22 protein-coding genes are annotated in these 26,328 nt (G+C 71.1%); 12 read left to right on the forward strand and 10 right to left on the reverse strand.

Annotation, left to right across the window (positions count from 1 at the left end):
* Positions 1–82: 82 nt before the first annotated feature.
* The 3 genes from AB0B76_RS01930 to AB0B76_RS01940 form a co-directional block, all read right to left on the reverse strand.
* Positions 83–589: a GNAT family N-acetyltransferase gene (locus AB0B76_RS01930; RefSeq protein WP_360367740.1), complete on the reverse strand. Its 507-nt coding sequence runs from the start codon at positions 587–589 to the stop codon at positions 83–85.
* Positions 590–862: 273 nt separating this feature from the next.
* Positions 863–1,063 (reverse strand): DUF397 domain-containing protein, encoded by a 201-nt coding sequence (locus AB0B76_RS01935; RefSeq protein WP_360367743.1) that lies wholly within the window; start codon positions 1,061–1,063, stop codon positions 863–865.
* A gap of 28 nt (positions 1,064–1,091) precedes the next feature.
* Complete coding sequence (locus AB0B76_RS01940) at positions 1,092–1,931, reverse strand: helix-turn-helix transcriptional regulator (protein ID WP_360367746.1); 840 nt, start codon at positions 1,929–1,931, stop codon at positions 1,092–1,094.
* Positions 1,932–2,105: 174 nt separating this feature from the next.
* Here AB0B76_RS01940 and AB0B76_RS01945 point away from each other — a divergent pair, with 174 nt between their 5' ends.
* From AB0B76_RS01945 to AB0B76_RS01975, 7 genes are all read left to right on the forward strand, one after another.
* On the forward strand, positions 2,106–2,363 hold the full coding sequence (locus tag AB0B76_RS01945; RefSeq protein ID WP_360367749.1) for a hypothetical protein: 258 nt from the start codon (positions 2,106–2,108) through the stop codon (positions 2,361–2,363).
* Positions 2,364–3,337: 974 nt separating this feature from the next.
* A complete protein-coding gene (pdhA, locus tag AB0B76_RS01950; protein ID WP_360367752.1) occupies positions 3,338–4,471 on the forward strand; it encodes a pyruvate dehydrogenase (acetyl-transferring) E1 component subunit alpha in 1,134 nt (377 codons plus the stop codon).
* A complete protein-coding gene (locus tag AB0B76_RS01955; RefSeq protein ID WP_360367755.1) occupies positions 4,471–5,454 on the forward strand; it encodes an alpha-ketoacid dehydrogenase subunit beta in 984 nt (327 codons plus the stop codon). The genes pdhA and AB0B76_RS01955 overlap by 1 nt, the downstream gene beginning before the upstream one ends.
* Positions 5,455–5,468: 14 nt before the next feature.
* Entirely contained in the window at positions 5,469–6,890 is a 1,422-nt protein-coding gene (locus AB0B76_RS01960) for a dihydrolipoamide acetyltransferase family protein (RefSeq protein WP_360367758.1), read from the forward strand.
* A gap of 392 nt (positions 6,891–7,282) precedes the next feature.
* Positions 7,283–7,417 carry a hypothetical protein gene (locus AB0B76_RS01965; RefSeq protein ID WP_360367761.1) on the forward strand — a complete coding sequence of 45 codons (135 nt, stop codon included), beginning with the start codon at positions 7,283–7,285 and terminating at the stop codon, positions 7,415–7,417.
* 583 nt (positions 7,418–8,000) lie between these two features.
* Positions 8,001–9,266, forward strand: coding sequence for a hypothetical protein (locus tag AB0B76_RS01970; RefSeq protein ID WP_360367764.1), 1,266 nt, complete (start codon positions 8,001–8,003; stop codon positions 9,264–9,266).
* A 14-nt stretch (positions 9,267–9,280) separates the two neighbouring features.
* Complete coding sequence (locus AB0B76_RS01975; protein ID WP_360367767.1) at positions 9,281–11,104, forward strand: NHL domain-containing thioredoxin family protein; 1,824 nt, start codon at positions 9,281–9,283, stop codon at positions 11,102–11,104.
* Here AB0B76_RS01975 and AB0B76_RS01980 read toward each other — a convergent pair.
* Genes AB0B76_RS01980 through AB0B76_RS01990 form a run of 3 tightly spaced genes read right to left on the reverse strand, consistent with a single transcriptional unit; the run spans position 11,101 to position 13,269 of the window.
* Positions 11,101–11,832: a 5-oxoprolinase subunit PxpA gene (locus AB0B76_RS01980; RefSeq protein WP_360367770.1), complete on the reverse strand. Its 732-nt coding sequence runs from the start codon at positions 11,830–11,832 to the stop codon at positions 11,101–11,103. The genes AB0B76_RS01975 and AB0B76_RS01980 overlap by 4 nt on opposite strands.
* Positions 11,816–12,679, reverse strand: a complete 864-nt coding sequence (locus AB0B76_RS01985) for a biotin-dependent carboxyltransferase family protein (protein ID WP_360367773.1) — start codon at positions 12,677–12,679, stop codon at positions 11,816–11,818. The genes AB0B76_RS01980 and AB0B76_RS01985 overlap by 17 nt, the downstream gene beginning before the upstream one ends.
* Positions 12,676–13,269 carry an allophanate hydrolase subunit 1 gene (locus AB0B76_RS01990; RefSeq protein WP_360367776.1) on the reverse strand — a complete coding sequence of 198 codons (594 nt, stop codon included), beginning with the start codon at positions 13,267–13,269 and terminating at the stop codon, positions 12,676–12,678. The genes AB0B76_RS01985 and AB0B76_RS01990 overlap by 4 nt, the downstream gene beginning before the upstream one ends.
* A 120-nt stretch (positions 13,270–13,389) precedes the next feature.
* Between AB0B76_RS01990 and AB0B76_RS01995 the strand changes: the two genes are divergently transcribed.
* The 4 genes from AB0B76_RS01995 to AB0B76_RS02010 all read left to right on the forward strand — a co-directional run bounded on the left by AB0B76_RS01995 (position 13,390) and on the right by AB0B76_RS02010 (position 21,161).
* A complete protein-coding gene (locus AB0B76_RS01995; protein WP_360368700.1) occupies positions 13,390–14,019 on the forward strand; it encodes a hemolysin III family protein in 630 nt (209 codons plus the stop codon).
* A 103-nt stretch (positions 14,020–14,122) separates the two neighbouring features.
* Positions 14,123–16,435 carry a right-handed parallel beta-helix repeat-containing protein gene (locus tag AB0B76_RS02000; protein WP_360367779.1) on the forward strand — a complete coding sequence of 771 codons (2,313 nt, stop codon included), beginning with the start codon at positions 14,123–14,125 and terminating at the stop codon, positions 16,433–16,435.
* 87 nt (positions 16,436–16,522) lie between these two features.
* Entirely contained in the window at positions 16,523–18,853 is a 2,331-nt protein-coding gene (locus AB0B76_RS02005; RefSeq protein WP_360367782.1) for a PKD domain-containing protein, read from the forward strand.
* Positions 18,846–21,161 (forward strand): PKD domain-containing protein, encoded by a 2,316-nt coding sequence (locus tag AB0B76_RS02010; RefSeq protein ID WP_360367785.1) that lies wholly within the window; start codon positions 18,846–18,848, stop codon positions 21,159–21,161. Before AB0B76_RS02005 ends, AB0B76_RS02010 begins: the two co-directional genes overlap by 8 nt.
* Before the next feature lie 48 nt (positions 21,162–21,209).
* Here AB0B76_RS02010 and AB0B76_RS02015 read toward each other — a convergent pair whose 3' ends face one another.
* Positions 21,210–21,482: a DUF6458 family protein gene (locus AB0B76_RS02015; protein WP_360367788.1), complete on the reverse strand. Its 273-nt coding sequence runs from the start codon at positions 21,480–21,482 to the stop codon at positions 21,210–21,212.
* Positions 21,483–21,568: 86 nt separating this feature from the next.
* Between AB0B76_RS02015 and AB0B76_RS02020 the strand changes: the two genes are divergently transcribed.
* Positions 21,569–22,045 carry a histidine phosphatase family protein gene (locus AB0B76_RS02020; RefSeq protein WP_360367791.1) on the forward strand — a complete coding sequence of 159 codons (477 nt, stop codon included), beginning with the start codon at positions 21,569–21,571 and terminating at the stop codon, positions 22,043–22,045.
* Positions 22,046–22,093: 48 nt separating this feature from the next.
* Here AB0B76_RS02020 and AB0B76_RS02025 read toward each other — a convergent pair whose 3' ends face one another.
* The 3 genes from AB0B76_RS02025 to AB0B76_RS02035 form a co-directional block, all read right to left on the reverse strand.
* A complete protein-coding gene (locus AB0B76_RS02025) occupies positions 22,094–23,947 on the reverse strand; it encodes an acyl-CoA dehydrogenase (protein WP_360367794.1) in 1,854 nt (617 codons plus the stop codon).
* Positions 23,948–24,393: 446 nt separating this feature from the next.
* Positions 24,394–25,500: a PP2C family protein-serine/threonine phosphatase gene (locus AB0B76_RS02030; RefSeq protein WP_360367797.1), complete on the reverse strand. Its 1,107-nt coding sequence runs from the start codon at positions 25,498–25,500 to the stop codon at positions 24,394–24,396.
* A gap of 65 nt (positions 25,501–25,565) precedes the next feature.
* A complete protein-coding gene (locus tag AB0B76_RS02035) occupies positions 25,566–26,159 on the reverse strand; it encodes a septal ring lytic transglycosylase RlpA family protein (protein WP_360367800.1) in 594 nt (197 codons plus the stop codon).
* Positions 26,160–26,328: the final 169 nt, after the last annotated feature.

The following is a 26,328-nucleotide window of genomic DNA, read 5'->3' on the forward strand; positions in this document are numbered from 1 at the left end:
ACGCAAAATCATCACGCACCGCAATAATACGAAATATCCGATAAGTCGTGGCGCGGAGCGCCCGACTTATCGCAAAAATCCCTCAGTACCGAAACCGCAGATCATGAAGATCGATCCCATCCCGAAACCCGGAAGACCGAGCCGGCTGCAGATCGATCGCCAGCGTCACCCGAGCCAACGCGTCATAACCGGCCGCATGCAGGCACCGGATCGCGTCGAGGTTCCGAGCCGAGGGCGAGATGCTCAGCTCCCCGAGCCCCCGCCGCCGCGCCTGGTCGGCGACGTGCGACAGCAGCGTCCGGCCGATGCCCTCACCCCGCCGGGAGGAGGCGACGACCAGCGGCTCGACCTCCCCACCCCGGCCGTCGAGCAGCAGCCCGACCATGCCGGCCACCCCGCCGCCCACGTCGGCGGCCACCCACATCCCGGACAGGTCCAGCCGGGTGAGGTACTCCTCGAAGGCCGCCCCCGAGTCGTCATCCGACACCGCTCCGTAGAGCCCCGCGTCGGCCGCGGTCATCTCGGCCCACAACTGACGGCACTCGCGATGATCGGTCGGACGATACGACCGAACCGTGAGCGCGGACACCTGCGTAGCCGGCGACACCTGAGTGCTCATAACTCATAGTTACTCCGCTCAGCCCGATCGCGACACCCACATCGCAGGATTGCTACCCGGCCCGATTCGCTACTTTTCGCGGCATCGCGCTACTCAAGACCTTGAAGTAGGCCCGGCCCGTAAATGCGGGATAACATCGGAAACGGCTCGCAGCTACGACGAAGGGACGACCCGGTCGGGGGTCGTCCCTTCGCTGTTCACTGAGCCGTTCACACCGCCCCGACAGAAGGGCGGGAGATCACGTTACGGAAGGCGGAATTCGCCGTCCACGTCGACCGCGGCGATGAAGGTGTCCCATTCCGCGCGGGTGAATCGCACCAGGCCCGCGTCGGGGGAGTTGGAGTTGCGGACCTCGACGACGCCGTCGACGAACCGCGCTTCTACGCACTGTCCGTTGTTACCGCTTCGCGTGGCCTTGTGCCACTGCTCGTTCAGCGCAGCCATCTGCGCACTCCTTTGGTTTGGGCCGGACTCAGTTCGCAGAATCCTCGATCATTTTGATCGACTCCAACGGGCTGAGCGCGGCAGCTCGCAGATTCTCGAACACGTCGGCATACCGCTGCACATCATCGGCGGCCGGGTAGATGTCGCCGGTCATGGCCTCGGCGTACACGACGCTTGGTGCATCTTGGAACTTGAGAATCGCGAACGATCCGGCCATGCCGGCATATGCCCCTCCGGAGAACGGCAGGACCTGGACCGTCACGTTTCTCGCCCGGCCCATGTCGGCCAGGTGCTTGAGCTGCGACCGCATGACGTCCGGCCCCCCGATGCTGCGCCGGATGACGCTCTCATCGAGGACCGTGATGAGCTGCAGTGGCTGGTCCGCGCGGCTGAGCAGGCTCTGCCGCTCGCGGCGCGCCTTGACGTGCGCCTCGACGGCATCCTCGGACTCGGTGGTCGAGGCGGCGAGCAGGGCGCGGGTGTACTCCTCTGTCTGGAGCATCCCAGGCACCACGAGCGCCTCGTAGTCGCGCATCTCGATCGCGCTGGACTCCAGCCCGATGTAGCGGGAGTAGCTCGCGGGCAGATCTCCGTAGCGGGCGAACCAGCCCCGGGTCTTGCCCTGCCGCGCGAGCACGACCAATGTGTCGATCTGTCCTTGATCAGTGACTTCGTAGATCTGCAGCAGCCGCTCCAGCGTGCTGCGCCGGATTCCGACCTTGCCGCCTTCCATCCGGCTGATGGTGCTGGGTGAGCAGTCCAGCTGCAGGCCGACGTCCTCCGTGGTGAGCCGGGCCTTCTCGCGCAACTCGCGAAGCTGCTTGCCCAACTGGAAACGGGGGAACGTGGGGCTGTGGGCGCTGGACACCGCTCACCTCCATTACTCAGGACGAGTGTGTCCGTTACCGGTGTGCGGCGCAAGCGCGGTTTGAGCAAGCGGTTGCCTTGCTCTACTCAAGTTCGCAACTGCGTATTGCCGCGCGAAACCTGCACGTGCATTCTGGTGGCGTGAGATCGCACCTCGGCCGGAGGGAGATCAGAGGTGTTCGAGGATGACACGCTCCTGCTCGAAGGGGCACCCCGGCTCTTCGGCATTGTCGCTGATCCACTCGACGACGACCACCCCGAAGTCGTGGCCTGGGGACACGAACTGCCCGATCAGGCGGTGCTCACCTGGCGTCTCGGCAACGGCCAGACGGAGGTCGCGGTGTTCCGCTCGGCCGAGGCCGCGCTGGCCACGGCCCAGCAGCTCTACAACGCGCGCCTGCTGTGGACCGCGCCCGCGGCCCAGGGTGTCTGAGAAGTGTCAGTGGCGGTCATCTACGACCACGCGGTCACGGACGCCCGGCGCCGTGTGGAGCAGCATCAGCCCGTCACCGGCCGGGCCACCACGGGCTGCACGGCGGGGTGCGCGCAGTGGCCCTGCAAACCCTTCGTCACCGCATGGGCGGTCGTGACGCGCAACTCGAACACGCGAGCCGGACGGTAGACCCCCGAACGCCGGATCGGCCGACCGGAAATGTCCGATCGACCGACCCTGGTGGATACCCGATTCTTTGATCTTGTCGTCCCACCCGGGCCAGGCCCGGTCCTGAATCGGTGGCTCCCCCGGTCGGGGCGTTCTGCCCGGGGTACCGATGCCACCTACCGATCCTCCGGAATCCTGTGTGGACCTTGGCGTCGCGCCGAGCGAGTGGCGGCCCGCCGGCCCCGAAGCGTGCAGGCCGGACGTCGGGCCCGAACCGACCACGACCGGCCCTGGCTGCGGGCCGGCGACGACGGGCGCGCGGGTCGGCGGGGCACTCTCCAGCGTCGCGCTCCCGGCCGCCACGACGATCATGGTCGGGACCGAGGTGAGTAGGACCAGCAGCGCGGAGATCAGCAGCGGCCGCCGGTTGGGCGGGAACAGCCGATGGTTGCGCACGTCCGAAGACAACGGAACTCCCAACCTAGCGGGGTCATTCGGACTAACGCGACGTAACGCGGAGAAGATCTGCCCGGCCTGGGGGGATTTTTCGGGATTAGCCCGCCGGTGGGGCACGACTCCATGGTGTCGACCGACACGCCTTCTGCGATGCTGGACACACACCGGCAACGGGGCCGTAGCCTCCGCATACCCTGCGAGGCAGAGCCCGGGGCCGGTCCCTGTGGGCACGATGCGAGTCGTGTCCACATGCGACGTGCCGACCCCACCGGGTCGCCGCGTGGCAGACACCCCCGCCGCGCGGCAGGGCAACCCCCGCTGCCGACGCGAAAGACGACAGGGAGATACGGATGGCGAAGGGCGAAGTCAAGGCCCGGGCGTCAGGGACACGGGCCGCGCCGGAACCCGCGTTCGTGCAGCTGCTCACCCCCGAGGGCGACCGAGTCGAACACCCCGACTACGCGGTCGACTTCACCGACGACGAGTACCGCGCGCTGTACCACGACCTCGTCGTGGTCCGGAAGCTCGACGCCGAGGCCACCGCCTTGCAGCGCCAGGGCGAGCTGGGCATCTGGGCGAGCCTGCTGGGCCAGGAGGCGGCCCAGGTCGGCTCCGGCCGGGCCCTGCGCGCGCAGGACATGGCGTTCCCCACGTACCGCGAGCACGGCGTGCTGTACACCCGCGGCATCGACCCGATCATGCCGTTGAGCCTGTTCCGGGGGGTCGACCAGGGCGCCTGGGACCCGAACGAGTGCAAGTTCAACATGTACACGATCGTCATCGGCGCGCAGACGCTGCACGCGACCGGCTACGCCATGGGCATCACCAAGGACGGCAAGGTCGGCTCGGACGACGGCGAGGCGGTCATCGCGTACTTCGGCGACGGCGCCACCAGCCAGGGCGACGTGAACGAGGCCTTCATCTGGGCGTCGGTCTTCAACGCGCCGCTGGTGTTCTTCTGCCAGAACAACCAGTACGCCATCTCGGAGCCGCTCGAGCGCCAGACCCGCGTCCCGCTGTACCACCGGGCCAGCGGTTTCGGCTTCCCCGGCCTCCGGGTGGACGGCAACGACGTGCTCGCCTGCTACGCGGTCACCCGCAAGGCGCTGGACGACGCGCGGCACGGCCAGGGCCCGTCCCTGATCGAGGCGTACACGTACCGCATGGGTGCGCACACGACCTCCGACGACCCGACCCGCTACCGCATCGCGAGCGAGGTCGAGGCCTGGCAGGCGAAGGACCCCATCAAGCGGCTCCGGGCGTTCCTGACCAAGCAGGGCATGGCGAAGGACGACTACTTCGACGCCATCGACGAGGAGGCCCGCGTGGCCGCCGTCAACCTGCGGGAACGCGTGCTCTCGATGCCGGATCCCGACCCGATGACGCTGTTCGATCACGTGTACCCGCACGGCTCCCCCGAGCTCGCGCAGCAGAAGGAACAGTTCGCCAAGTACCTCGCGTCCTTCGAGGGGAGTGGGCACTGATGGCCGCCGCGGAGAACCTCACGATCGGCAAGGCGCTCAACACCGGCCTGCGCCGCGCCATGGAGCGCGACGACAAGGTGCTGATCATGGGCGAGGACGTCGGCAAGCTCGGCGGCGTCTTCCGCATCACCGACGGGCTGCAGAAGGACTTCGGCGACGAGCGGGTCATCGACACGCCGCTGGCCGAGTCGGGCATCATCGGCACCGCGGTGGGCCTCGCGATCCGCGGGTACCGCCCGGTCTGCGAGATCCAGTTCGACGGGTTCGTCTACCCGGCGTACGACCAGATCGTCTCCCAGGTCGCCAAGATGCACTACCGCTCCGGCGGCAAGCTCAGCCTGCCGATCGTCATCCGCATCCCGTTCGGCGGCGGCATCGGCGCGGTCGAGCACCACTCGGAGTCCCCGGAGGCGTACTTCGCGCACACCGCCGGCCTCAAGGTCGTCTCGCCCTCGAACCCCGACGACGCGTACTGGATGATCCAGCAGTCGATCGAGTCCGACGACCCGATCGTCTTCATGGAGCCCAAGCGCCGGTACTGGGAGAAGGGCGAGGTCAACGTCGACGCGGCCACGCTGCCGCTGCACACCTCGCGCATCGCCCGGGCCGGCACCGACGTCACCGTGATCGCCTACGGCCCGATGGTCCGCACCGCCCTGGACGCGGCCACCGCCGTGGCCGAGGACGGGCGCTCCATCGAGGTCATCGACCTGCGGACGCTCTCGCCCCTGGACATGGCGCCGGTGTACGCCTCCGTGCGCCGCACCGGCCGCGCGGTCGTCGTCCACGAGGCGCCGGGCAACCTGGGCCTCGGCTCGGAGATCGCGGCCCGGATCACCGAGGAGTGCTTCTACTCCCTCGAGGCCCCGGTCCTGCGCGTCACCGGGTTCGACACCCCGTACCCGGCCGCGCGCCTGGAGGAGGAGTACCTTCCGGACCTCGACCGGGTGCTCGACGCCGTCGACCGCTCGTTCGGGTTCTAGGGGGCCACGCGCAGATGACCAGGGTCAAAGAGTTCAACCTGCCCGACCTGGGCGAGGGTCTCACCGAGGGCGAGATCCTCAAGTGGCTGGTGGCCGAGGGCGACACGATCACCCTCAACCAGCCGATCGTCGAGGTCGAGACGGCCAAGGCCGCGGTCGAGATCCCGGCGAAGTGGGCCGGCAAGGTCACCCGGATCTTCCACGCCGAGGGCACCATGGTCGAGGTCGGCCGGCCGATCATCGCGATCGACACCGACCCGGGCGCGGGCGACCTGCCCGCCCCCTCGGCCGCGTCGCTCGCCGCCGTCGAGGTGGCCGGCGACGCCCCGGTCGAGCCCGGCCTGATCGGCGGCCCCGCGCCGGGCGGCCGCACCGCGGTGCTGGTGGGCTACGGCCCGAGAACGACAGCGGCCAAGCGCCGGCCCCGCGTGGGTTCTCCAGAAAAACCCGCGGCGGTACCAGCTGAGCCCACACCACCCGCCCCGGCCCCCGCGCCCGCAGTCCCCGCCGCGGCCCCGACGGCCGCGGTTGCGGCGGCCCTCGCGTACCCGCCGGCCCGCAACGGCGCCGTGCTCGCCAAGCCCCCGGTGCGCAAGCTGGCCCGGGACCTCGGCGTGGACCTGGCCACGATCGCGGGCACGGGCCCGTCGGGCTCGATCACCCGCGACGACGTGCTCGGCGCCCAGGCCGGCGCCCAGCCCGCCGCCGCTGCGGCCGCGCCGACCCGGGCCCCGGGCGAGCGCGAGGAGCGCATCCCGGTCAAGGGCGTGCGCAAGCTGACCGCCGAGAACATGGTGGCCAGCGCGTTCACGGCCCCGCACGTGACCGAGTTCCTGACGGTCGACGTGACCCGGTCGATGAAGGCCCTGGAGCGGCTCAAGGCCCACCGCGACTGGCGGGACGCGCGGGTCTCGCCCCTGCTCATCGTGGCGAAGGCGTGCCTGCTGGCGCTGCGCCGGTACCCGATGGTCAACTCCACCTGGGCTGGCGACGAGATCGTGGTCAAGCACTACGTCAACCTGGGCATCGCGGCCGCCACCCAGCGCGGCCTGATCGTGCCGAACATCAAGGACGCCCAGGACCTGACGACCCGCGAACTCGCCGAGGCGATGACCGCCCTGGTCGGCACCGCGCGGGAGGGCAAGACCCCGCCGTCCGACATGGCGGGCGGCACCTTCACGATCACGAGCGTAGGCGTCTTCGGCATCGACTCGGGCACCCCGATCCTGCCCCCGGGCGAGTCGGCGATCCTGGTCTTCGGCGCGGTACGCGAGCAGCCGTGGGTCCACAAGGGCAAAATCAAGATCCGCCAGGTGACGACCCTGGGCCTGTCGTTCGACCACCGCATCATCGACGGCGAGCTGGGCTCCAAGTTCCTCCGCGACGTGGGAGCGTTCCTGGAGGACCCGGAGGGCTCGCTGCTCGCCTGGAGCTGACCGACTGCTTGTTCTGTACCCCGTGGCCTCGCGCACCCGCGCGGGGCCACGGGCACGTCCGGGTGCGCTCGGCGATAAGTCGGGCGCTCCGCGCCACGACTTATCGTATTTTTCGCCTGACGGGGCTTAAATCTGTTTCGGACACTTCGTGGGCATTCTGCGGAACGGTTCCACGACCCGGGCCGCAGGCCAATCCGCGCGCAGTGGACTGCCCCGGGGAGCGCTCCCAGTGTCACATGGCCGACGAACTGGGCGTTTGCGCTGGACAGGAGCCTACGAATCAACGGCGGGTGGGCGGCGTCACCTTGTATTCGCTGGCTCTGGATCACCGATCGGGAGTGTAATGGATGAGAGGCAAGGACATCCCTTACACACCCCCCTGAGGAGCCACAATGAGCACCCTGTTCGAGCGGATCAAGGCCCGTCGCAACGCCGCGCGTCGCATGGACGCCATCGAGCGCGCCATCGCCAAGAACCCGTCCAGCGCCCTGCGCGATGAGCTCTACGCCATGATCAATCGCAATTAAGCCGGCCAAGTCTTTGCGCCGCCGCCCGCACCGCCCCGGTCCGAACCTCCTCGGACCGGGGCGGTTGTGCATCTGTTGTCCGGTCCTGGTTTGCTGAGCATCCGAACCGACGAACCTCGGTACCGGCACTGGGATGTCACACTCCGGTCGACTACGGTCGGGGTCTGACCAACAGGAGGCATGCATGACGTCCGACCAGCAGCACCCGTCCGAGCAGCCGGACGAGGCTGCGGCCAGCACGCCCCCGCCTGGCCGCCCCCCGGCCGTGCGCGCGAAGGCGTCGGTCCCCGTCCCGTCGTCGCCCGCCCCGAACCAGCCCGGCCCGAACCCCGCCGACGCGGACCCCGCCGCCCGCCCCGGCCCGTTCCCGCCTTCGGGCCCCACGCCACCGCCGGCATACCCCCCGGCGCCCCAGTACCCACCGGCCGCCGGCGCCGCCGCGGTGCAGCCCGCATCCGCCCCGCCCTACCCGCCGTCTCCGTCATCCGCCCCGCCATACCAGCCGGCCCCGCCATACCCGCCGGCCGCCACATCAGCCCCGCCCGTGCCGCCCCCCGCGTCCGTGCCGCCCTTCGCGCCGCCCGTGACGTCCGCACCGCCCTTCCCGCCGCCGGTGACCTCCGCCCCGCCGTATCCGCAGGCCGCCGCGGTACCCCCGCCGGTGCCCGCATCGCCGGCCCCTCAGTTCCCGATGCCGGCCCAGGCCCTCCCGAACATCCCGAACCCGACCGGCGTCCCCGGCGCCATCGGCTCAGCCGACACCCCGAGCGCCTCGGGCTCGGCGCGGGTCCCCGGCGCGAGCGGCTCGGCAAGCGTCCCGCCCGCCAGCGGCTCCGCGAGCGTCCCGCCCGCCAGCGGCTCGGCAAGCGTCCCCGGCGCGAGTGGTTCCGCGAGCGTCCCGGGCGCGAGTGGCTCGGCAAGCGTCCCCGGCGCGAGCGGTTCCGCCAGCTTCCCCGGTGCAAGCGGCTCGGCCAGCATCCCGACCTCGGGAGCGGCCACCTACGGCTCGGCCGCCGGCCCCACCTCGGGATCCGGCACCACGTACGGCTCGGCGAGCGTCCCGACCACGTACGGCCAGCCCACGACGTACGGCCAGAGCCCAGCCCCAGCCCCCGCCGGCAGCTTCCCGGGATTCACCCCAGCCGCCTCGGACCAGCCCGAACCCGCCGCCGACCCGAACCCGTGGGCCCCGGCATCAGGGGCATCAGGCGCCGGCGCGGCCGGATCCGCCAGGGTCCCCGCCCCCGAGGTCCCCGCCCCGGTCAACCTGGGCCAGATCCCGCAGGAGGCGGGCCCGCGCACGTACGGCGCGAGAGCCCAGGTCGGCCCCACCTCCGCCCCGCCGTTCCCGAGCCAGCCGATGGGCGCGGGCCCGGTGAGCGGCGCCGGCACGTACCAGACGTCGGCCCCGCCCGCGACCGGCCAGTTCCCGACGTCCGGCGCCCCCCGGTTCGGCGACCTGGTCACCATGCCCGGCGAGAACCCGCCCGACGCCCCGCCCATCGACGGCGCCCCGCTCCCGACCCCGGAGCCGCCGGTCAAGAGCCGCCGCGGCCTGCTCATCGGCCTGCTCATCGTGGGCGCGGTGTTCCTGCTCGCGGTCGCCGGCACGGCCATCGTGGTGAAGATCAGCAACGCCGGCGGTACCAGCTTCGCGGTCAACTCGTGCGTCAAGCAGGACGGCGACTCGGCGACCGGCGTCGACTGCGGCAACAAGGACGCGTTCAAGATCGTGTCGAAGGTCGACAAGCCGGAGAGCTGCTCCGACGCCAGCCAGCCGTACATCGTGCTCCAGCACAAGGGCGACAAGGACCAGGTCCTCTGCCTCCGCCCGGCCAACCAGAAATAACGGAAATAACAGAAATGTCAGAAAAGCAGGTAAGAGTCCGCGCGCCCGAACTCAAGGGCCGGGGCTGGCTCAACGTCGAGAGCCTCAGCCTCAAAGACCTGCGCGGCAAGATCGTGCTGCTCGACTTCTGGACCTTCTGCTGCATCAACTGCCTCCACGTGCTCGACGAGCTGCGCCCGCTCGAGGAGCGCTTCGGCGACGTCCTGGTCACGATCGGCGTGCACAGCCCGAAGTTCGAGCACGAGAAGGACCCGGACGCGCTCGCGGCCGCCGTCGAGCGCTACGGCGTCGACCACCCGGTGCTGGACGACCCCGAGCTGAACATGTGGCAGCAGTACACCGCGAAGGCCTGGCCCACCCTCACGGTCATCGACCCCGAGGGCTACGTCGTGGCCAACATGGCCGGCGAGGGCCACGCCCAGGGGCTCACCAAGCTGATCGAAGAGCTGATCGAGACCCACGACGCCAAGGGCACGTTGAATCGGACGAATGCCCCTCATGCGGTACAAACCAGTGATTCGACGCTGTTGCGGTTCCCCGGCAAGGCGCTCGCGCTGCCCGACGGGCATTTCCTGGTCTCCGACTCCACGCACCAGTCGCTCGCCGAGCTCGACGCCGACAACGAGACGCTCGTCCGGCGGATCGGCACCGGCAAGCGCGGCCGCCGCGACGGCCTCGAGCCCGAGTTCTCCGAGCCCGGCGGGCTGTGCCTGCTGCCGCCGCACGCGGCCGAGATCGCCGGGTACGACGTCGTCGTCGCCGACACCGTCAACCACCTCCTGCGCGGGCTCAACCTCCGGACCGGCGAGGTCAGCACCGTCGCCGGCAGCGGCCGCCAGTGGCGCGGGACGGTGGACTTCGACGCCCACGACTCCCTGGCCGTGGACCTGTCCTCGCCGTGGGACGTGGCCTGGTACGACGACCGGGTCGTGGTCGCCATGTCCGGCATCCACCAGCTGTGGTGGTTCGACCCGGTGAAGCGCACGGCCGGCATGTACGCCGGGACGACCGTCGAGGCGCTCAAGGACGGCCCGCTGCACGAGGTGTGGATGGCCCAGCCGTCCGGCCTGTCGGCGTCGCCCGACGGCGGCCGGCTGTGGATCGCCGACAGCGAGTCCTCGGCCGTGCGCTGGATCGAGAACGGCGAGATGCACACCGCGGCCGGCCAGGGGTTGTTCGACTTCGGCCACGTCGACGGCCCGGCCGACCAGGCGCTGCTCCAGCACCCGCTCGGCGTGCTGGCCCTGCCCGACGGCAGCGTGCTCGTCGCCGACACGTACAACGGCGCCATCCGCCGCATCACCGACAACAAGAGCGTCTCGACGGTGCTCGACGGGCTGTCCGAGCCGAGCGACCTGGTGCTGACCGCGGACGGGGACGTCGTCGTGGTCGAGTCGGGCGCGCACCGCCTGGTGCGGCTGGGCCCGGGCACGCTCGCGGCGGCCGGCATCGACGTGACTGGCGTGCGGCACCGCACCGAGCGCCCGCCGACCATGCTGGCCCCCGGCGCGGTCGAGCTCGACCTGATCTTCGAGCCGGCGCCCGGGCAGAAGCTCGACGAGTCGTTCGGCCCGTCGACCCGGCTGGAGGTCTCCGCCTCGCCGCCGGAGCTGCTGCTGGAGGGCGCGGGCGTGAGCACGGACCTGCGCCGCCGGCTGGTGCTCGCCGCCGATGTCGCTTCGGGTGTACTGCAGGTAGTCGCTCAGGCCGCGACCTGCGACATCGACGCCGAGTTCCCGGCCTGCCACCTCACCCGCCAGGACTGGGGCGTGCCGATCCGCGTGGTGCCGGACGGCGCGGCTCGCCTGCCCCTGATCCTCCGGGGCATGGACAGCTAGACGAACGCCGCCACGGCCACCCCGGCCGCGGCCAGCGCGGAACGAACCGCCCGGGCCATGTCCACCGCGCCCGGGGTGTCGCCGTGCACGCACAGCGACTCGATCGGCATCGGGATCACCGTGCCGTCGACCGCCTCGACCACGCCGTCCACCGCCATGCGCACGGCCCGGGCGGTCACCGCGGCCACGCCGGTGACGAGCGCGCCGGCCTGGGAGCGCGGGACGAGGCGGCCGTCGGGGAGGTACCCGCGGTCGGCGAACCCCTCCGCGACCACCCGCAGCCCCCGCTCGGCCGCGAGCCCGGCGAGCACCGAGCCCGGCTGGCCCAGCACCGGCAGCTCCCCGGCCGCCGCGGCCGCGGCCACGACCGCCCCGGCGTGCCCGGCGTCGACGGCCGCGGTGTTGTAGAGCGCGCCGTGCGGCTTGACGTACGCGACCGGCCCGAACGCGGCCAGCGCCCCGATCTGGTACCGCAGCTCGTCCGCGAGCTCATCCGGCGGCACGTCGATCCGGCGCCGGCCGAAGCCCGCCAGGTCGCGGTAGCTCACCTGCGCGCCGACCCGCACCCCGAGCGCCCCCGCGCGGTCGCTGACCCGCCGCATGGTCGCCGGGTCGCCCGCATGGAACCCGCAGGCCACGTTGGCGCTGGTCACGATGGTCAGGAGGGCGTCGTCGTCGCCGAGGCGCCACACTCCGAAGCCCTCGCCGAGGTCACTGTTGAGGTCCACGAAAACGAACGCTATCCCCCGGCCGGGCCTGCGCGAGCAGCGGCAGATCGGCGGCGTGCACGACCGCGACCACCGGGTACCCGCCGGTCGTCGGGTGGTCGGCGAGGAACACCAGCGGCTGCCCGTCGGCCGGGACCTGCACCGCGCCGAGGACGATCCCCTCGCTGGGCAGCTCGCCGGCGTCCGCGCGGGTGAGGGCCGGCCCGTCGAGCCGGGCCCCGACGCGGTTGCTCTCACTGCGGATTCGGTACTCCACGCGGCCCAGCCGCCCCGCATCCGTGAACCGGTCGGCCCGAGGCCCCCACGCGATCCGGAGCACGACGGGCCCGCCGAGCGCGGCCCGGGGCGCCAGATCCACGGCCGCCGGGGCGCCGGTGGTCCGGCCGAGCGGCAGCCGGTCGCCCGCGCGCACCACCGGCGGGCCGAGCAGCGACAACGTGTCGGTCGAGCGGCTCTCCAGCACCGGGTCGCTGGCGAGGCCGCCGGCGGCGGTGAGGTACACCCGCAGCCCCAGCACCGCCCGTCCGACCTCGATCTTCTCGCCGGCCCGCACCGGCACGGGCGCGTTGAGGGGGGCCGGGCGGCCGCCGACCCGCAGCGGCGCCGCGGCCCCGGTGAGCGCGACGGTGCCGGCCCGGCCCGCGACCGCCGCGAACGGCCCGAGCGTGATCTCCAACCCGGCCGCGCCCGGCGGGTTGCCGACGAGCCGGTTGCCGAGCTCGAGCGCCGGGCGGTCGAGGGCGCCGGAGCGCGGCACGCCGAGGTGCGCGTAGCCGGGCCGGCCGAGGTCCTGGACGGTCGTGAGCGGGCCCGCGACTTCGACCCGCAGTTCGGCCCCACCGCTCATGAGGCCCGGAACCGCACGGTGCGACCCGGCGTCATGAGGGCCGGCGGCGTCCGGTTCACGTCGAAGAGCAGGGCCTCGCTGTGCCCGACGATCCGCCAGCCGCCCGGGGAGGCGGTCGGGTAGATGCCGGCGAACTCGGCGGCGAGCGCGACCGAGCCGGCCGGGACGCGGGTGCGGGGGGTGCCGAGGCGGGGGACGTTCCAGGGCAGGCCGGAGAGGTACGCGAAGCCGGGCGCGAAGCCGCAGAACGCGACCCGCAGCTCCGTGCCCGTGAGCACGTCGACGACCTCGTCCTCGCTCACCCCGGCGATCTCGGCGACGAACGGCAGGTCCACCCCGTCGAAGCGGACGTCCACGGTGAGGGGCGGCTCCGGGGGTACCGAGGCCGGATCGAAGGCCCAGCCGGACATCTCGGCGGCCAGTCCGACCGGGTCGGTCACACCGTCTAGCAGAACCGTGCGTGCGCCGGGCACGATGTCCACGACCGGCAGCCGGCCGGCGGCGCGCTCGGCGTCGAGCGCGGCGAACCATTCCAGCGGAGAGTCGACCTCGATGAGGAGCGCGGCGGCGCCGACCGGGCGAAATTGCACCTAGTCACGATAGACGTCACACAGCTGCTACTTGCGAGTAACCTACGGTACCGTAACCTGGAGAATGTGAGCGTGAAGACCGAACCCCGCCTCCGCCCGGTCGACCTCGGCAAGCCGCGTATGCGCGGCTGGCTCCACGCCTACGCGGCGGGCGCGGCCGTGATCTGCGGCATCGTGCTGTGCTCGCTCGCGGCCACGCGCCCGGGCTGGGGCCCCTTCGTGAGCTGTGTCGTGTACAGCCTGACGGTCGTCGCGCTGTTCGGCACCAGCGCCCTGTACCACCGTCGCGTCTGGTCCGAGCGCGGCTACAAGATCATGCGGCGGCTCGACCACTCCATGATCTTCGTGTTCATCGCCGGCACCTACACGCCCTTCAGCGTGCTGCTGCTCAGCGGCAACACCCGCGTGGCGATCCTGGTCACGGTGTGGGCCGGCGCCCTGCTCGGCGTGGCGATGAAGATGGCGGCCGCGATGAGCAAACGGCGATGGCTGTCGGCGCCGCTGTACATCGCCCTGGGCTGGGTCGCCGTGGCGGTGCTCCCGGACATCCTGCGCGCGGGCGGCGTGACCGCTCTGGTGCTGACCCTGGCCGGTGGCGCCTTCTACACGGTCGGCGCGGTGTTCTACGCCCTGCGCCGCCCCAACCCGTGGCCGACGGTCTTCGGCCACCACGAGTTCTTCCACGCTTGCACGCTCGTTGCCGCGATCTGTCACCAGATCGCCATTTATTTTGCGCTGTACGCGCACTGAGGGTTCCGCCATAATTACCCGCGCTGATATCGATCATCCGACATAGTGCGGAGGACAAAGCGTGGGCACAAAACATCCTTTATCCGGCCTCGCAGTAATCGCGGTGGCCACCGGCGCAGCTCTGGTCGCGGGGGCCGGACCTGCCAATGCCGAGACAGCAAACCCCCTCTACGTCAACAACGACCCCGCGGCGAACTGCTCCGACGCCGGAACCGGAACGAAGGCCCAGCCGTACTGCACGATCGCGCCCGCGGTCGCGGCGGTGACGGCGGGCCAGACGATCTACATCGCCGGCGGCTTCGACGAGCACGTCACCATCGCCAAGTCGGGCAATCCCGGGCAGCCGATCACGCTCAAGGACCTCGGCGACGCGGGCCAGCCGCGGGCCCGGCTGCAGGGCGCCGGGGCCGGGTTCACCATCGACGGCCAGCACGACATCGTGATCGACAACGTCTGGGTCCTGAGCGGGACGAGCGGACCCGGGTTCGACGTCAGCCGCTCCTCCCGGATCGCCGTCCAGAACACCAGGGTGCAGCCGGGCGCGGGGGCCGTGCCGGGCGTGCACCTCGCCGCCGTGACCGACTCGACGCTCACCGGAGTCGTGGTCATCGGGTCGCAGCTGACCGCCGGGATCTCCCTCGACGCCGCGACATCGGGCGTGGTCGTCACGTCCGCGCATGTCACCGGCACCGGCGGCACGGCTGGCACGAGCGACCGCGGCATCGAGATCCTCGGCTCGCACGACACGGTCCTCAACAGCACCGTCTCGGGCCTGACCACCGGGGTCTTCGTCGGGCCGGGCGCGACCGGCAACACCGTGGCCAACACCTCGATCTCGAGCGGCAAGGGCTCGGGCATCGACAACGCCGGCGCCTCCGGCACCGCGATCACCAACGACTCGGTGCAGGACAACTGCGGGCCGGGCATCCGCGTCTCCGGCGCCTCGAGCGGCGTGTCCGTGCAGAACAACATCGTCGCCGCCAACGGTGCCGCCGTGTCCCACAGCTGCAGCGCGGCGGCCGGCCCCGAGATCGGCGTCTACGACGGGGCCGTGGGCGCCACGGTGGTCGACTACAACGGCGTCAACCACAAGTCCTCCCCGGACACCTACGCGTGGGGCACGGCCACCTACTTCGCGCCGGCGGACTTCCGGGCGGCGTCCGGGCAGGCCGCGCACGACGCGATGGGGGCGCCCGTCGACATCTCGGAAGACTCGGCGAACTCGGCCGCGCCCGGGTACCAGGCGACCGACGCCGGCGGCCGCCCGCGCGAGGACGACCCGGCCCGGCCGAACACCGGCGCGGGCCCGATCACCTACGCCGATCGCGGCAACACCGAGCGGATCAAGGCGCCGAGCGCGCAGGTGACCGTCAAGTCGACCGACCAGAACGCGCTCTCGGTCACCGTGGACGCGTCGGGCTCGACGCCGGGGTGGGCGCCGCTCGGCTCCACCGCCTACCAGTTCGAATTCAACGACGGCACGCCGACCGTGAAGCAGGCGTCGCCGATCGCGACGCACAAGTACGCGCAGCCGGGCGTGCACAGCGGATACGTCACGGTCGTTGACGCCAATGGGATCAGCAGCAGCGGCGCGACCTGGACCACCTCGCTCTGGCCGACGGTCCGGACGGTGACGCTGCTGGCCGACAACGGCACGTACGTCAGCGCCGGCGCCGACGGCAACCAGCCGCTGCGCGTGGGCAGCACCACCATCGGCCCCGGCGAGCAGTTCGAGTTCGTCCAGTCCGGCAGCCAGATCGCGCTGCGGTCCAAGGTCAACGGCCGGTACGTCGCGAACAACGCCGGCGACACGACGCTCAAGGCGCAGGCCGAGACGACGATGCTCGACTACGACAGCCCCGCGTACCAGCTCCAGTCGTTCGACGACGGCACCGTGGCCTTCCTCTCCGCCTACTACCTCAACAACAACTCGTATGTCAGCAGCAACAGCGGCACCACCAAGGTGCTGACCGTCGACCGCTCGGTGGCCGGGCCGTGGGAGAAGTTCCGCATGGTCGACGTCGGGAACACCGCGGTCACGCTGCACGCGCACGCGAACGGCAAGTACGTCACCGCCGACCTCAACGTCAGCGGCACCCTGATCGCCAACCGCGGCGTCGTCGGGGCCTGGGAGAACTTCGACCTCGTGGACGCCGGCAACGGCTCCGTGGCCCTGTTCTCGCACGCCAACGGCAAGTACGTGACCGCCGAGAACGGCGGCAACTCCGCGCTCATCGCCAACCGCACCGCGGTCGGCCCGTGGGAGAAGTTCACCGTGGTCAAGAACGCCGACGGCAGCATCGCCCTGGTGGCGGGGGTCAACGGCAAGTACGTCACGGCCGACCTCAACAACAGCGGCACCCTGATCGCCAACCGCACCGCGATCGGCGCCTGGGAGTCGTTCGACCGGCCCTGATCGAGCACGTCAACCGGCCCTGGCGGGACATCCCGGCGGGGCCGTTCCGCTCGCAATCATCCGGTCGCAATCACGCAGAGGAACAGCGTGGGAACCAAGTACCCCTTGTCCGGCCTCGCGCTCGTCGCGGTGGCCGCCGGCGCAGCTCTGGTCGCGGGGGCCGGACCGGCCGGCGCCGAGACCGTGCCCGCACTCTATGTCCAGTTCCTCGCCCCGACCGGCTGCACCGATGCCGGCCCCGGTACCGCGGAGAAGCCCTACTGCACCATCGGGGCCGCGCTCGCGGCGGCCACCGCGGGCCAGACGATAAACGTCACCGGCACCTACAACGAGCACGTGACCTTCCCCCGCTCGGGCGAGCCCGGCCGGCCGATCACGCTGCGCGGCAACGGCGGGGCCCGGCTCGCGGGCGGCCCGGGCGTCGGCTTCACCATCGCCGACCGGCACGACATCGCGATCAGCGGCATCGACGTGGCGGGCTCGGGTCCCGCGGCCGCCATCGACGTCATCACCGCCCAGCGGATCGCCGTGGACAACCTCTCGATCCGGGGGGCGACCGGGCCGGCGAAGCCCGCCGTCCGGCTGGCCGGGGTGACGGACTCGTCGCTGACGGCGGTCGACATCACCACAGCCGAGCTGACCACCGGCATCGCCCTCGACGCGACGACCTCCGGCGTGCTGGTCAAGTCCGCGAGCGTCTGGGTCTCCTTCGCCGCGCCGGGCGGCCGCGGCATCGAGGTGCTCGGCTCGCACAACACGATCCTGAGCAATGACGTCATCGGCGGCGGCGAGGCCGGCATCGCGCTGCGGCCCGGGGCCGACGGCAACGTCGTCGCCAACAACACCGTCAGCGCCTCCACGGGGGCCGGGATCGACAACGCCGGCGCCACCGGCACGGCGATCACCAACAACCGGGTGCAGGACAACTGCAAGGGCGGCGTGTGGGTGTCCGGCGCGTCCGCGGGCGTCTCGGTGCAGAACAACGTCCTGCGCCTGAACATGCCGGGCGCCGACAACGCGAACTGCGACCGGTCGCAGCCGGCGGCCGAGATCGGCATCTACGACGGCGCCGCCGGGCGGACCGTTGCCGACTACAACAACGTCTACCACGGGTACGACGGGACCGGGGCGCCGAACACCTACGCGTGGAGCGGCACGGCGATGGGCCTGACCGCCTTCCGGGCGGCTTCGGGCCAGGCCGCGCACGACCTGGAGGCCTCGAACGCGAACACCATCGACAACGCGAACTCGGCGGCGCCCGGATGGCCGAGCGCCGACCGCACCGGCAACCCGCGCGAGGACGACCCGGCCGTGCCCGACCACGGGGCGGGCCCGGTCCCGTACGGCGATCGCGGCCCGACCGAGCTGACCAAGGGCCCGACGGCCGCGCTGGCCCTGAAGGCCGACCACGCCGGGAACTCGCTCACGGCGGACGCGTCGGGCACCCGGCCCGGGTACTCGCCCGTCACCACGTACGCCTTCGACTTCGGCGACGGCACCAAGGTGACCCAGGCCGCGCCGGTCGCCTCGCACCACTACGCCCGCCCCGGCACGTACACCGTGCAGGTGCTGGCCACCGACGCCAACGGGTTCAGCGGCCTCCAGGTCGCCTCGGCCTCGCTGTGGCCCACGGCGCGCACGATCGCGCTGCTGGCCGACAACGGCCGCTACGTGAACGGCGGCCCGGAGGGGTACAACTTCCTCAGCCTCTATGCCCGGGCGGTCGGCCCGGGCGAGCTCTTCGAGGTCGTCGACCTGGGCAACGGGCACGTGGGGCTGCGCTCGCGGGTCAACCAGACGTACCTCGGCGTCAACTACGGCCCCCAGGCGCTCCTGTCGGCCGGCAGCCCCTCGACGGAGGAGCCGGCCAAGCAGTTCGACCTCGTCACCAACGCCGACGGCAGCATCAGCCTGCGCTCGCTGCTCACCAACGCGTACGTGAGCAGCAACAGCGGCCTGACCCAGGTGCTGACCGCGGACCGCGCGGCGATCGGCCCGTGGGAACGCTTCGGCGCGGTCGACACGGCCAACACGTCGATCACGCTGCACGCGCACGCCAACGCCCGGTACGTCGCGGCGGAGAACGGCGGCAACGCCCCGCTCATCGCCAACCGCACCGCGGCCGGCCTCTGGGAGACCTACGACCTCGTCGACGCCGGCAACGGCTGGGTCGCCCTGTACTCCCACGCCAACGGCAAGTTCGTCACCGCGGAAAACGGTGGCAACGCCGCCCTCATCGCCAACCGCACCGCGATCGGCCCGTGGGAGAAGTTCAAGGTCGTCAAGAACGCCGACGGCAGCACCAGCCTGCTCGCCGGCGTCAACGGCAAGTACGTCTGCGCCGAGAACGGCGGCAACTCGCCGCTCATCGCCAACCGCACCGCCATCGGCGCCTGGGAGGAGTTCGACCGTGGATAAGCGTGCACTCGTCGTCGCGTTGACCACCGGCGCCGCGGTGTTCGCGGTCGCCGGCCCGGCCCGCGCCGACACCCCGGACCTCTACGTCAACCACGCCGCCGGCGCCAACTGCTCGGACGCGGGCGCCGGCACGGCGAGCCGGCCGTACTGCACGATCGGGGCCGCGCTCGCCACGGCCTCGGCCGGCCGGACGATCACCGTCAGCGGTGACTACGACGAGCACGTGACCATCGACAAGTCGGGCGAGCCCGGCCGGCCCATCACCCTGAAGAACGCCGGCCCGGGCTTGGTCACGCTGAACGGCGGCCCCGGCCTCGGATTCACCATCGACGGGCAGCACGACATCGCGGTCAGCGGCTTCCTCGTGCGCAACGCGACGAGCGGGCCGGGCCTCGCGGTAACGAACTCGACCCGGATCGCCATCGACAACTTTTACGTGTCGATCGCATCCGGGGCGACGGCTCCGCCGGCCCGGCTGGCCGGTGTGACCGACTCGACGCTGACGAAGGTCGGGCTGAGCGGCTCCACCTCGCCCGTCGCGCTCATCCTCGACGCGGCGACCTCCGGCGTCGTCGTCAAGTCCGCGATCCTCGCGCTGGCCGCCACGGCGGGCGCGCACGGCATCGAGGTCCTCGGCTCGCGCAACACGATCCTCAACAGCCAGTTCCAGAACGCCGGGGTGCTGATCGGGCCCGGGGCGAGCGGCAACGCCGTCGTCAACAGCGTCGTCACGAACAGCCGGGGCGCCGGCATCGACAACACCGGAGCGACCGGCACCGCGATCACGAACAACACGGTGCAGAACAATTGCGGCTCGGGCATCCGGATCGCCGGCGCCTCATCCGGCGTGTCGGTGCAGAACAACGTCGTGACGAACAGCGGGCCCGGATCGTCCGGCAACTGCGGCTCGACGGCGGGCACGGTCGAGATCGGGGTGTACGACGGCGCGGTTGGCACCACCGTGGTCGACTACAACAGCGTGTACCGCGGCGTGGTCACGCTGCCGGCGCCGGACGCGTACGCCTGGGGCACCGCGATGGGGCTGGCCGACTTCCGGACGGCCTCGGGCCAGGCCGCCCACGACCTGGAGGGCGCGACCCCGGGCACGCTCGAGGACTCGGCGAACTCGGCCGCGCCCGGCTACCAGGCGACGGACTACCTCGGCCGCCCGCGCCTGGACAACCCGAACCTCGCGAACACCGGCGCCGGCTCGGTCAAGTACGCCGACCGCGGCTATCGGGAGACGATCAAGGGCCCGAGCGCCACGCTGACCGTCCGCATCGACCAGAGCGCGCTGTCGGTCACCGCGGACGCTTCGGGCGCGACCCCAGGGTACGCGCCCATCGCTTCGTACACCTTCGACTTCGGCGACGGCACCGCCGCGGTCACGCAGGCCGCGCCGGTCGCCACGCACCGGTACGCGCAGCCGGGCAACTACTGGGTGCGGGTCAACGTCGCCGACGCCAACGGGCTCGTGCCCGGGACGGCCGAGCAGTACATCTCCATGTGGCCGGCGACCCGCACGGTCGCCCTGCTGGCCGACAACGGCACCTACGTCAGCGCGGGCGCCGACGGGAGCCAGCAGCTGCGCGCCGGCGCCACCACCGTCGGCCCCGGCGAGCTGTTCGAGCTGGTCGAGCGCGACGGGCGGGTGGCGCTGCGCTCGAAGGCCAACGGCAAGTACGTCACCGACGGCTTCGACACCCGCCGGCAGCTGCTGGCCCAGTCCTTTACGACGACGCTCGAACCGGCCGACATCACCTCGTTCCAGCTCGTCGCGGGCGCGGACGGCACCGTGAGCCTGCGGTCGCTGGCCAACAACACCTACGTCAGCAGCAACAGCGGCACCACGAAGCTGCTGACCGACGACCGCACCGCGATCGGGCCGTGGGAGAAGTTCCACCTGATCGAGTCCGGCAACGCGACCGTGAGCCTGAACGCGCACGCCAACGGCCGGTACGTCACCGCCGACCTCGACCACAGCGGCACCCTGATCGCCAACCGCATGCTCGTCGACCTGTGGGAGAAGTACGACCTCGTGGACGCCGGCGCCGGCTGGGTGGCCCTGTACTCGCACGCCAACGGCAAGTTCGTGACCGCCGAGAGCGGCGGCAACGCCCCGCTCATCGCCAACCGCACCGCGATCGGCCCCTGGGAGAAGTTCAAGGTCGTCAAGAACGCCGACGGCAGCATCAGCCTGCTCGCCGGCGTGAACGGCAAGTACGTCTGCGCGGAGAACGGCGGGAGCTCGGCGCTCATCGCCAACCGCACCGCCATCGGCGCCTGGGAGTCGTTCGACAGGCCCTGATCGCGAACGAGGCCCGGCGGAACGGACCGCCGGGCCTCACGCCGCGAATCAGTAGCGCCGGGTGCGCCGCTCGACGACCTCGTCCGCGGAGGGCGGGATCACCGTGCCGGCCGCGGGCGGGGGCGGCGGCGGGGCCGCCGAAACCACCGTGCGGCGGCGCGAGTTCCAGAAATACAGGGTCAGGGCCAGGCCGACGAGGCCGGCGAGCTGGAGGATCCAGCCGATCGTGTCGAGGTTGAACGGCCCGACGTCCGTGTCGTCGAGCCCGAACGTCATGATCGCGCCGACAACGATCAGTAGGATGCTTCCGCCGATACCCATCGATGGCCTCCCGAGGCGTCTGTTGGGTAACTGTCTGTGGCTGGGTTACCCACGCGCGACGTACTTCAATCGGGGAGGCTTGTGCAATGACCGTTCGCACGCTCATTCTTCTCCGGCACGCCAAGGCGGCCGACCCGGACGACTACGCGACCGACATCGAGCGGCCACTCACCGCGAGGGGGCACCGCGACGCCGCCGCGGCCGGCGCGTGGCTCGAGGACCAGGGTCTGAAGCCGGATGCCGTACTGTGCTCGACCGCCGTCCGCACCCGGGAGACGCTCGAGGAGCTCGGCGTCGACGCGCCGGTCGTCTACGAACACCGGATCTACACCGGCCCGGCCCTCGACACGCTGGACCTGCTGCGGCAGGCCGGCGCGGCCGTGGAGACCCTGCTGCTGGTGGGGCACAACCCGACGCTCTCCGACCTGTCCCACGAGCTCGCCCCGAACGCCCTCGCCGACCGCGGCCTGGCCACGTCCGGCATCGCCGTGCACCGGTTCGAGGGCTCCTGGTCGAGCCTCACCGAGGCCGCACTCGACGCCGAGCACACCGGACGGGGATAAAGAAAAGCGGGAGGGCACCATTGCCCTCCCGCTTCGACTGGTCGACGCCTAGAAGGCGTCCTCGGTGAGCTGCATCGCGTCGAGCGTCGTGGACTCGACGATCCGCCGGTCGGCGCCGACGCGCGGCAGCACCTCGTGCGCGAAGAACTTCGCCGCGGCCACCTTGCCCTCGTAGAACGCCTTGTCCGCGGGCGAGACCTCGCCGGCGAGCGCCTTCAGCGCCACCTCGGCCTGCCGCTGCAGCAGCCAGCCGACCACGATGTCGCCGAGGCCGAGCAGGAACCGGCGGGAGTTGAGGCCGACCTTGTACAGCGCCTGCGGGTCGCCGGCCTGGGCCTCGCCCAGCCAGCCGGTGAAGATGCCCAGGATCTGCTGTACCTCGGCGAGCGCCTTGCCCAGCGCCACGCGCTCGACCTTGAGCTGGCCGTTGCCGCCCTCGGACTCGAGGAACTGCTGGATCTCGCCGGCCACGGTGAGCAGCGCCTTGCCCTGGTCCCTCACGATCTTGCGGAACACCAGGTCGAGGCTCTGGATCGCGGTCGTGCCCTCGTACAGCGTGTCGATCTTCGAGTCCCGCACGTACTGCTCGAGCGGGTAGTCCTGCAGGAAGCCGGAGCCGCCGAAGGTCTGCAGCGCCTCGTGGCCCAGCAGCTCGTACGCGCGCTCCGAGCCGACGCCCTTGACCAGCGGCAGCAGCAGGTCGTTGACCCGCTTGGCGATCTTCCCGGCCTTCTCGTCGCCGGCGGCCTCGGCGAGGGCCACCTTGTCCTGCCACGTCGCCGTGTAACAGACGAGCGCGCGCAGGCCCTCGGCGTACGACTTCTGCATCAGCAGCGAGCGGCGCACGTCGGGGTGGTTGATGATCGCGACCCGCGGGGCGGCCTTGTCCGTGGAGGTCAGGTCGGCGCCCTGCACGCGGCTCTTGGCGTACTCGAGCGCGTTGAGGTATCCGGTCGACAGCGTCGCGATGGCCTTGGTGCCGACCATCATCCGGGCGTACTCGATGATGAGGAACATCTGCCGGATGCCCTCGTGCACATCGCCGAGCAGCCAGCCCTTCGCCGGCACGCCGTGCCCGCCGAAGGTGACCTCGCACGTCGTGGAGACCTTGAGGCCCATCTTGTGCTCGACGTTCGTCACGAAGACGCCGTTGCGGTCCTTGAGCTCACCGGAGTCGCCGTCGAAGTGGAACTTCGGCACGACGAACAGCGAGAGCCCCTTGGTGCCGGGCCCGCCCGCGCCGGGCGTGTCCACCGGCCGGGCCAGCACGTAGTGCACGATGTTCTCGGCCAGGTCGTGCTCGCCGCTGGTGATGAAGCGCTTGACGCCCTCGATGTGCCACGACCCGTCGGCCTGCGGCACCGCCCGGGTGCGGCCCGAGCCGACGTCCGAGCCGGCGTCCGGCTCGGTCAGCACCATCGTGGAGCCCCACTGCTTGTCGACGAAGAGCTTCGCCCACTTCTTCTGCTCCTCGGTGCCCTCGATCCGCAGCGTGTTGGCGAAGGAGGGGCCGGAGGCGTACATCCAGATGGGGGCGTTCGAGCCGAGCACGAGCTCGGCGAGCGACCACCACAGGGCGCGCGGCGCCGCCGTGCCGTCGAGCTCGGCGGGCAGGTCGAGCCGCCAGAACTCGGCGGCCATGAAGGCCTCGTACGACTGGCGGAACTTCTCGGGCATGCGCACCGAGAACGTGGCCGGGTCGTAGACGGGCGGGTTGCGGTCGCCGTCGACGTAGCTCGCGGCGAGATCCTCGCGCGCCAGTCGGTCCACCTCGCCGAGAATGCTGCGGGCGGTGTCCACGTCGATGTCCCCGTAGGGCCCCTGACCAAGGACTCGGTCCACGCCGAAGACCTCGAAGAGGTTGAACTCGAGATCCCGCAGGTTGCTCTTGTAATGGGTCATCGCGGAGTGGCCCCCGTCTCTGGGTTCGCGTCGCTGGTGCCGAAAAGCATGGCCGACTGGGGTTACCAGTCGGTAACAGCCATCTTATTACTCGCTAGTAACGAGGAACAAGGCGCTCCGCCGAGTGAACATGACCACAGAAAGGTGAGTAAGCACCGGTGAGGAGTAGTTGAGTAGCAGACATGCCGTCACCCGCGGGTGATGCGGTCGTTGACCGGTTACTCCCAGTCATAAGGAGGGCCGCCGCGATGATCGTCCGACTCATGGGCACGCTGTTCGCCCCCAAGTACCCACGCTTCTACACGGGCCGCCACCGGGCCCCGATGCGCCGCCTCATCCCCCGCCAGCGCGCGGTGGAAGTGGAAGCGGCATAAACGCTGGGCGGCCGTCGAGCCGGTGGAACGCGCCGTCGACCGCGGCCTCTTGCGGTCATGACCCGAACGTGGTCAGGACGACGCCACTCCCGCGCCGCCGATCTCCCAGCTGGGCACCTGGGCCTGCTGTTTCACTCCCTGGTACTCCACCAGCACGAGCGCGATGTCGTCGTCGAGCCGGCCGCGCACCCAGTCCAGCAGCGCGCTCTCCAGCGACTTCAGCCCGTCGGCCACGGTGCCGTGCCCGAGCAGCCGCTGGGCGCGCTCCGCGGTCGGGAAGAACTGCCCGTCGCGGCGGGCCTCGGCCAGGCCGTCGGTGAAGAACAACAGGCGGTCGCCCGGCTCCAGGCGCTCCACGCGCGGCTTGACCACCGGCATGAAGCCCAGCGGCGGGGCGTTGGCGGGCGGGTCGAGCGGGATCACGCGACCGCGGCGCAGCAGCAGCGGGGCCGGGTGGCCGCAGTTGACGATGGTCAGGGTGCCGCCGCGCTCCTCGACCAGCGCGGCCGTCACGAAATCCTCGTCGCCCAGCGAGCGGGCCACGGCGCGGTCCAGGTCGGCGACGATGGCGCGCAGGTCGGCGCGCTCGAAGGCCACATGGCGGTACGACCCCAGGACGATGCTCGCCAGGCGCACCGCGTCGAGACCCTTGCCGCGGACGTCACCGATGATCATGCGCACGCCGTACGGGGTGTCGACGGCCTCGTACAGGTCGCCGCCGATGTCGGCGGCGGCGCTGGCCGAGATGTAGCGGGCCGCGACCGTCAGCGGGCCGACCTGGGGGCCCAGCGGGCGCAGCACGGCGCCCTGGGCCACCTGGGCGAGGTGGGACAGCTCGGCGTACCGCGCGATCTGCCGCTGCCGGATCGCTCCCACGGCCGACGCGATGCCGCTCGCCACAAGGACTCCGCCGAGGTTGAGCATCAGCACGAGCATCCGGTCGCGGGTGTGCATCAGCTCGATCGAGCAGAAGACGAAGGCCAGCAGCGTGGAGGCGCTGCCGACGGCGAGCACCTCCGGCCACGACGCGAACGCGGCGGCCAGGAAGGGCGCGGCGGCGAGCATGCCCACGTAGTCGGCCCGGGAGCCGTCGGCGACCTCCGCGGTCAGCACGAGTGCGAGCAGCACGAAGGCCGCGCCGACTCCGGCGCGGGCCTCGGGAAGCAGCTGACGTTTCATAGGTCCGGCCAACAGCATGCCACCAACCGACCGCCGGACCGTTCCATCAAACGGCCGGGTCTGTGTTACTTGAGTACCTCATACTTCGCGTTGATCACTCCGGCACTCACCGAAGCGATCGTCACGAAGGCGCCCTTGGCGAGGTCGAGACATCGTCCCGCCACGAAGGGCCCCCGATCGTTGATCCGCACATCGACGGACTTGCCGTTGGCCAGGTTCGTGACCCGGACGATGGTGCCGAACTTCAGCGTCTTGTGAGCCGCGGTCAGCCCGTTGGGATCGAAGTTCTCGCCGTTGGCGGTCTTCTGCCCATCAGCGTAGTACGACACCTCGCAGGTGCCACTGCTCGCCACCTCGGCCGGCGCCTTGGTGGTCGGGCTCTTCGTCGGCGTCTTGGTCTTGCTCGGCGTCTTCGAGGGCGTCGGCGAGGCCGTGCCCTGCACGGACTCGAGTCCCTGGCCCGGGTCGAGGCTCGGCTGGGCCGAGGGCGACGGGCGCTCGCCGCGATCCGCGCGCTCCTGGGGGCTGCGGGGGGCGTCGACCGCCGCGACGGTCTTGGGGTCGTCACCGCCCATGTTGACGGTCGCCACCGCGCCGCCGACGAGCACGACGACCGCACCGACCCCGGCGATCAATGGGATGAGATGACGGCGACCCACGACGGAATGTCGTCCGGACAACGTCTGCACCCTTCGTCGACAGCAGAGCCGTGACCGAACGTATCGGCCCCTCCCTGACGCCAGTCAAACCGAAGAGTTCTTCATGTGGTGATTTGCCCGCATAGTTCCGACCGTTCGGATGACCCGCCAAGGAGCCGTTCAGCCGACC

This window comes from Dactylosporangium sp. NPDC049140 (assembly GCF_040648435.1).

Coding starts and splice junctions, on each gene's coding strand:
- AB0B76_RS02025 (WP_360367794.1), bottom strand. CDS start 23,947: ATGACCCATTACAAGAGCAACCTGCGGGATCTCGAGTTCAACCTCTTC.
- AB0B76_RS02030 (WP_360367797.1), bottom strand. CDS start 25,500: ATGAAACGTCAGCTGCTTCCCGAGGCCCGCGCCGGAGTCGGCGCGGCC.
- pdhA (WP_360367752.1), top strand. CDS start 3,338: ATGGCGAAGGGCGAAGTCAAGGCCCGGGCGTCAGGGACACGGGCCGCG.
- AB0B76_RS01985 (WP_360367773.1), bottom strand. CDS start 12,679: ATGAGCGGTGGGGCCGAACTGCGGGTCGAAGTCGCGGGCCCGCTCACG.
- AB0B76_RS01935 (WP_360367743.1), bottom strand. CDS start 1,063: ATGGCTGCGCTGAACGAGCAGTGGCACAAGGCCACGCGAAGCGGTAAC.
- AB0B76_RS01995 (WP_360368700.1), top strand. CDS start 13,390: ATGCGCGGCTGGCTCCACGCCTACGCGGCGGGCGCGGCCGTGATCTGC.
- AB0B76_RS02015 (WP_360367788.1), bottom strand. CDS start 21,482: ATGGGTATCGGCGGAAGCATCCTACTGATCGTTGTCGGCGCGATCATG.
- AB0B76_RS01975 (WP_360367767.1), top strand. CDS start 9,281: ATGTCAGAAAAGCAGGTAAGAGTCCGCGCGCCCGAACTCAAGGGCCGG.
- AB0B76_RS01960 (WP_360367758.1), top strand. CDS start 5,469: ATGACCAGGGTCAAAGAGTTCAACCTGCCCGACCTGGGCGAGGGTCTC.
- AB0B76_RS01955 (WP_360367755.1), top strand. CDS start 4,471: ATGGCCGCCGCGGAGAACCTCACGATCGGCAAGGCGCTCAACACCGGC.
- AB0B76_RS01965 (WP_360367761.1), top strand. CDS start 7,283: ATGAGCACCCTGTTCGAGCGGATCAAGGCCCGTCGCAACGCCGCGCGT.
- AB0B76_RS02020 (WP_360367791.1), top strand. CDS start 21,569: ATGACCGTTCGCACGCTCATTCTTCTCCGGCACGCCAAGGCGGCCGAC.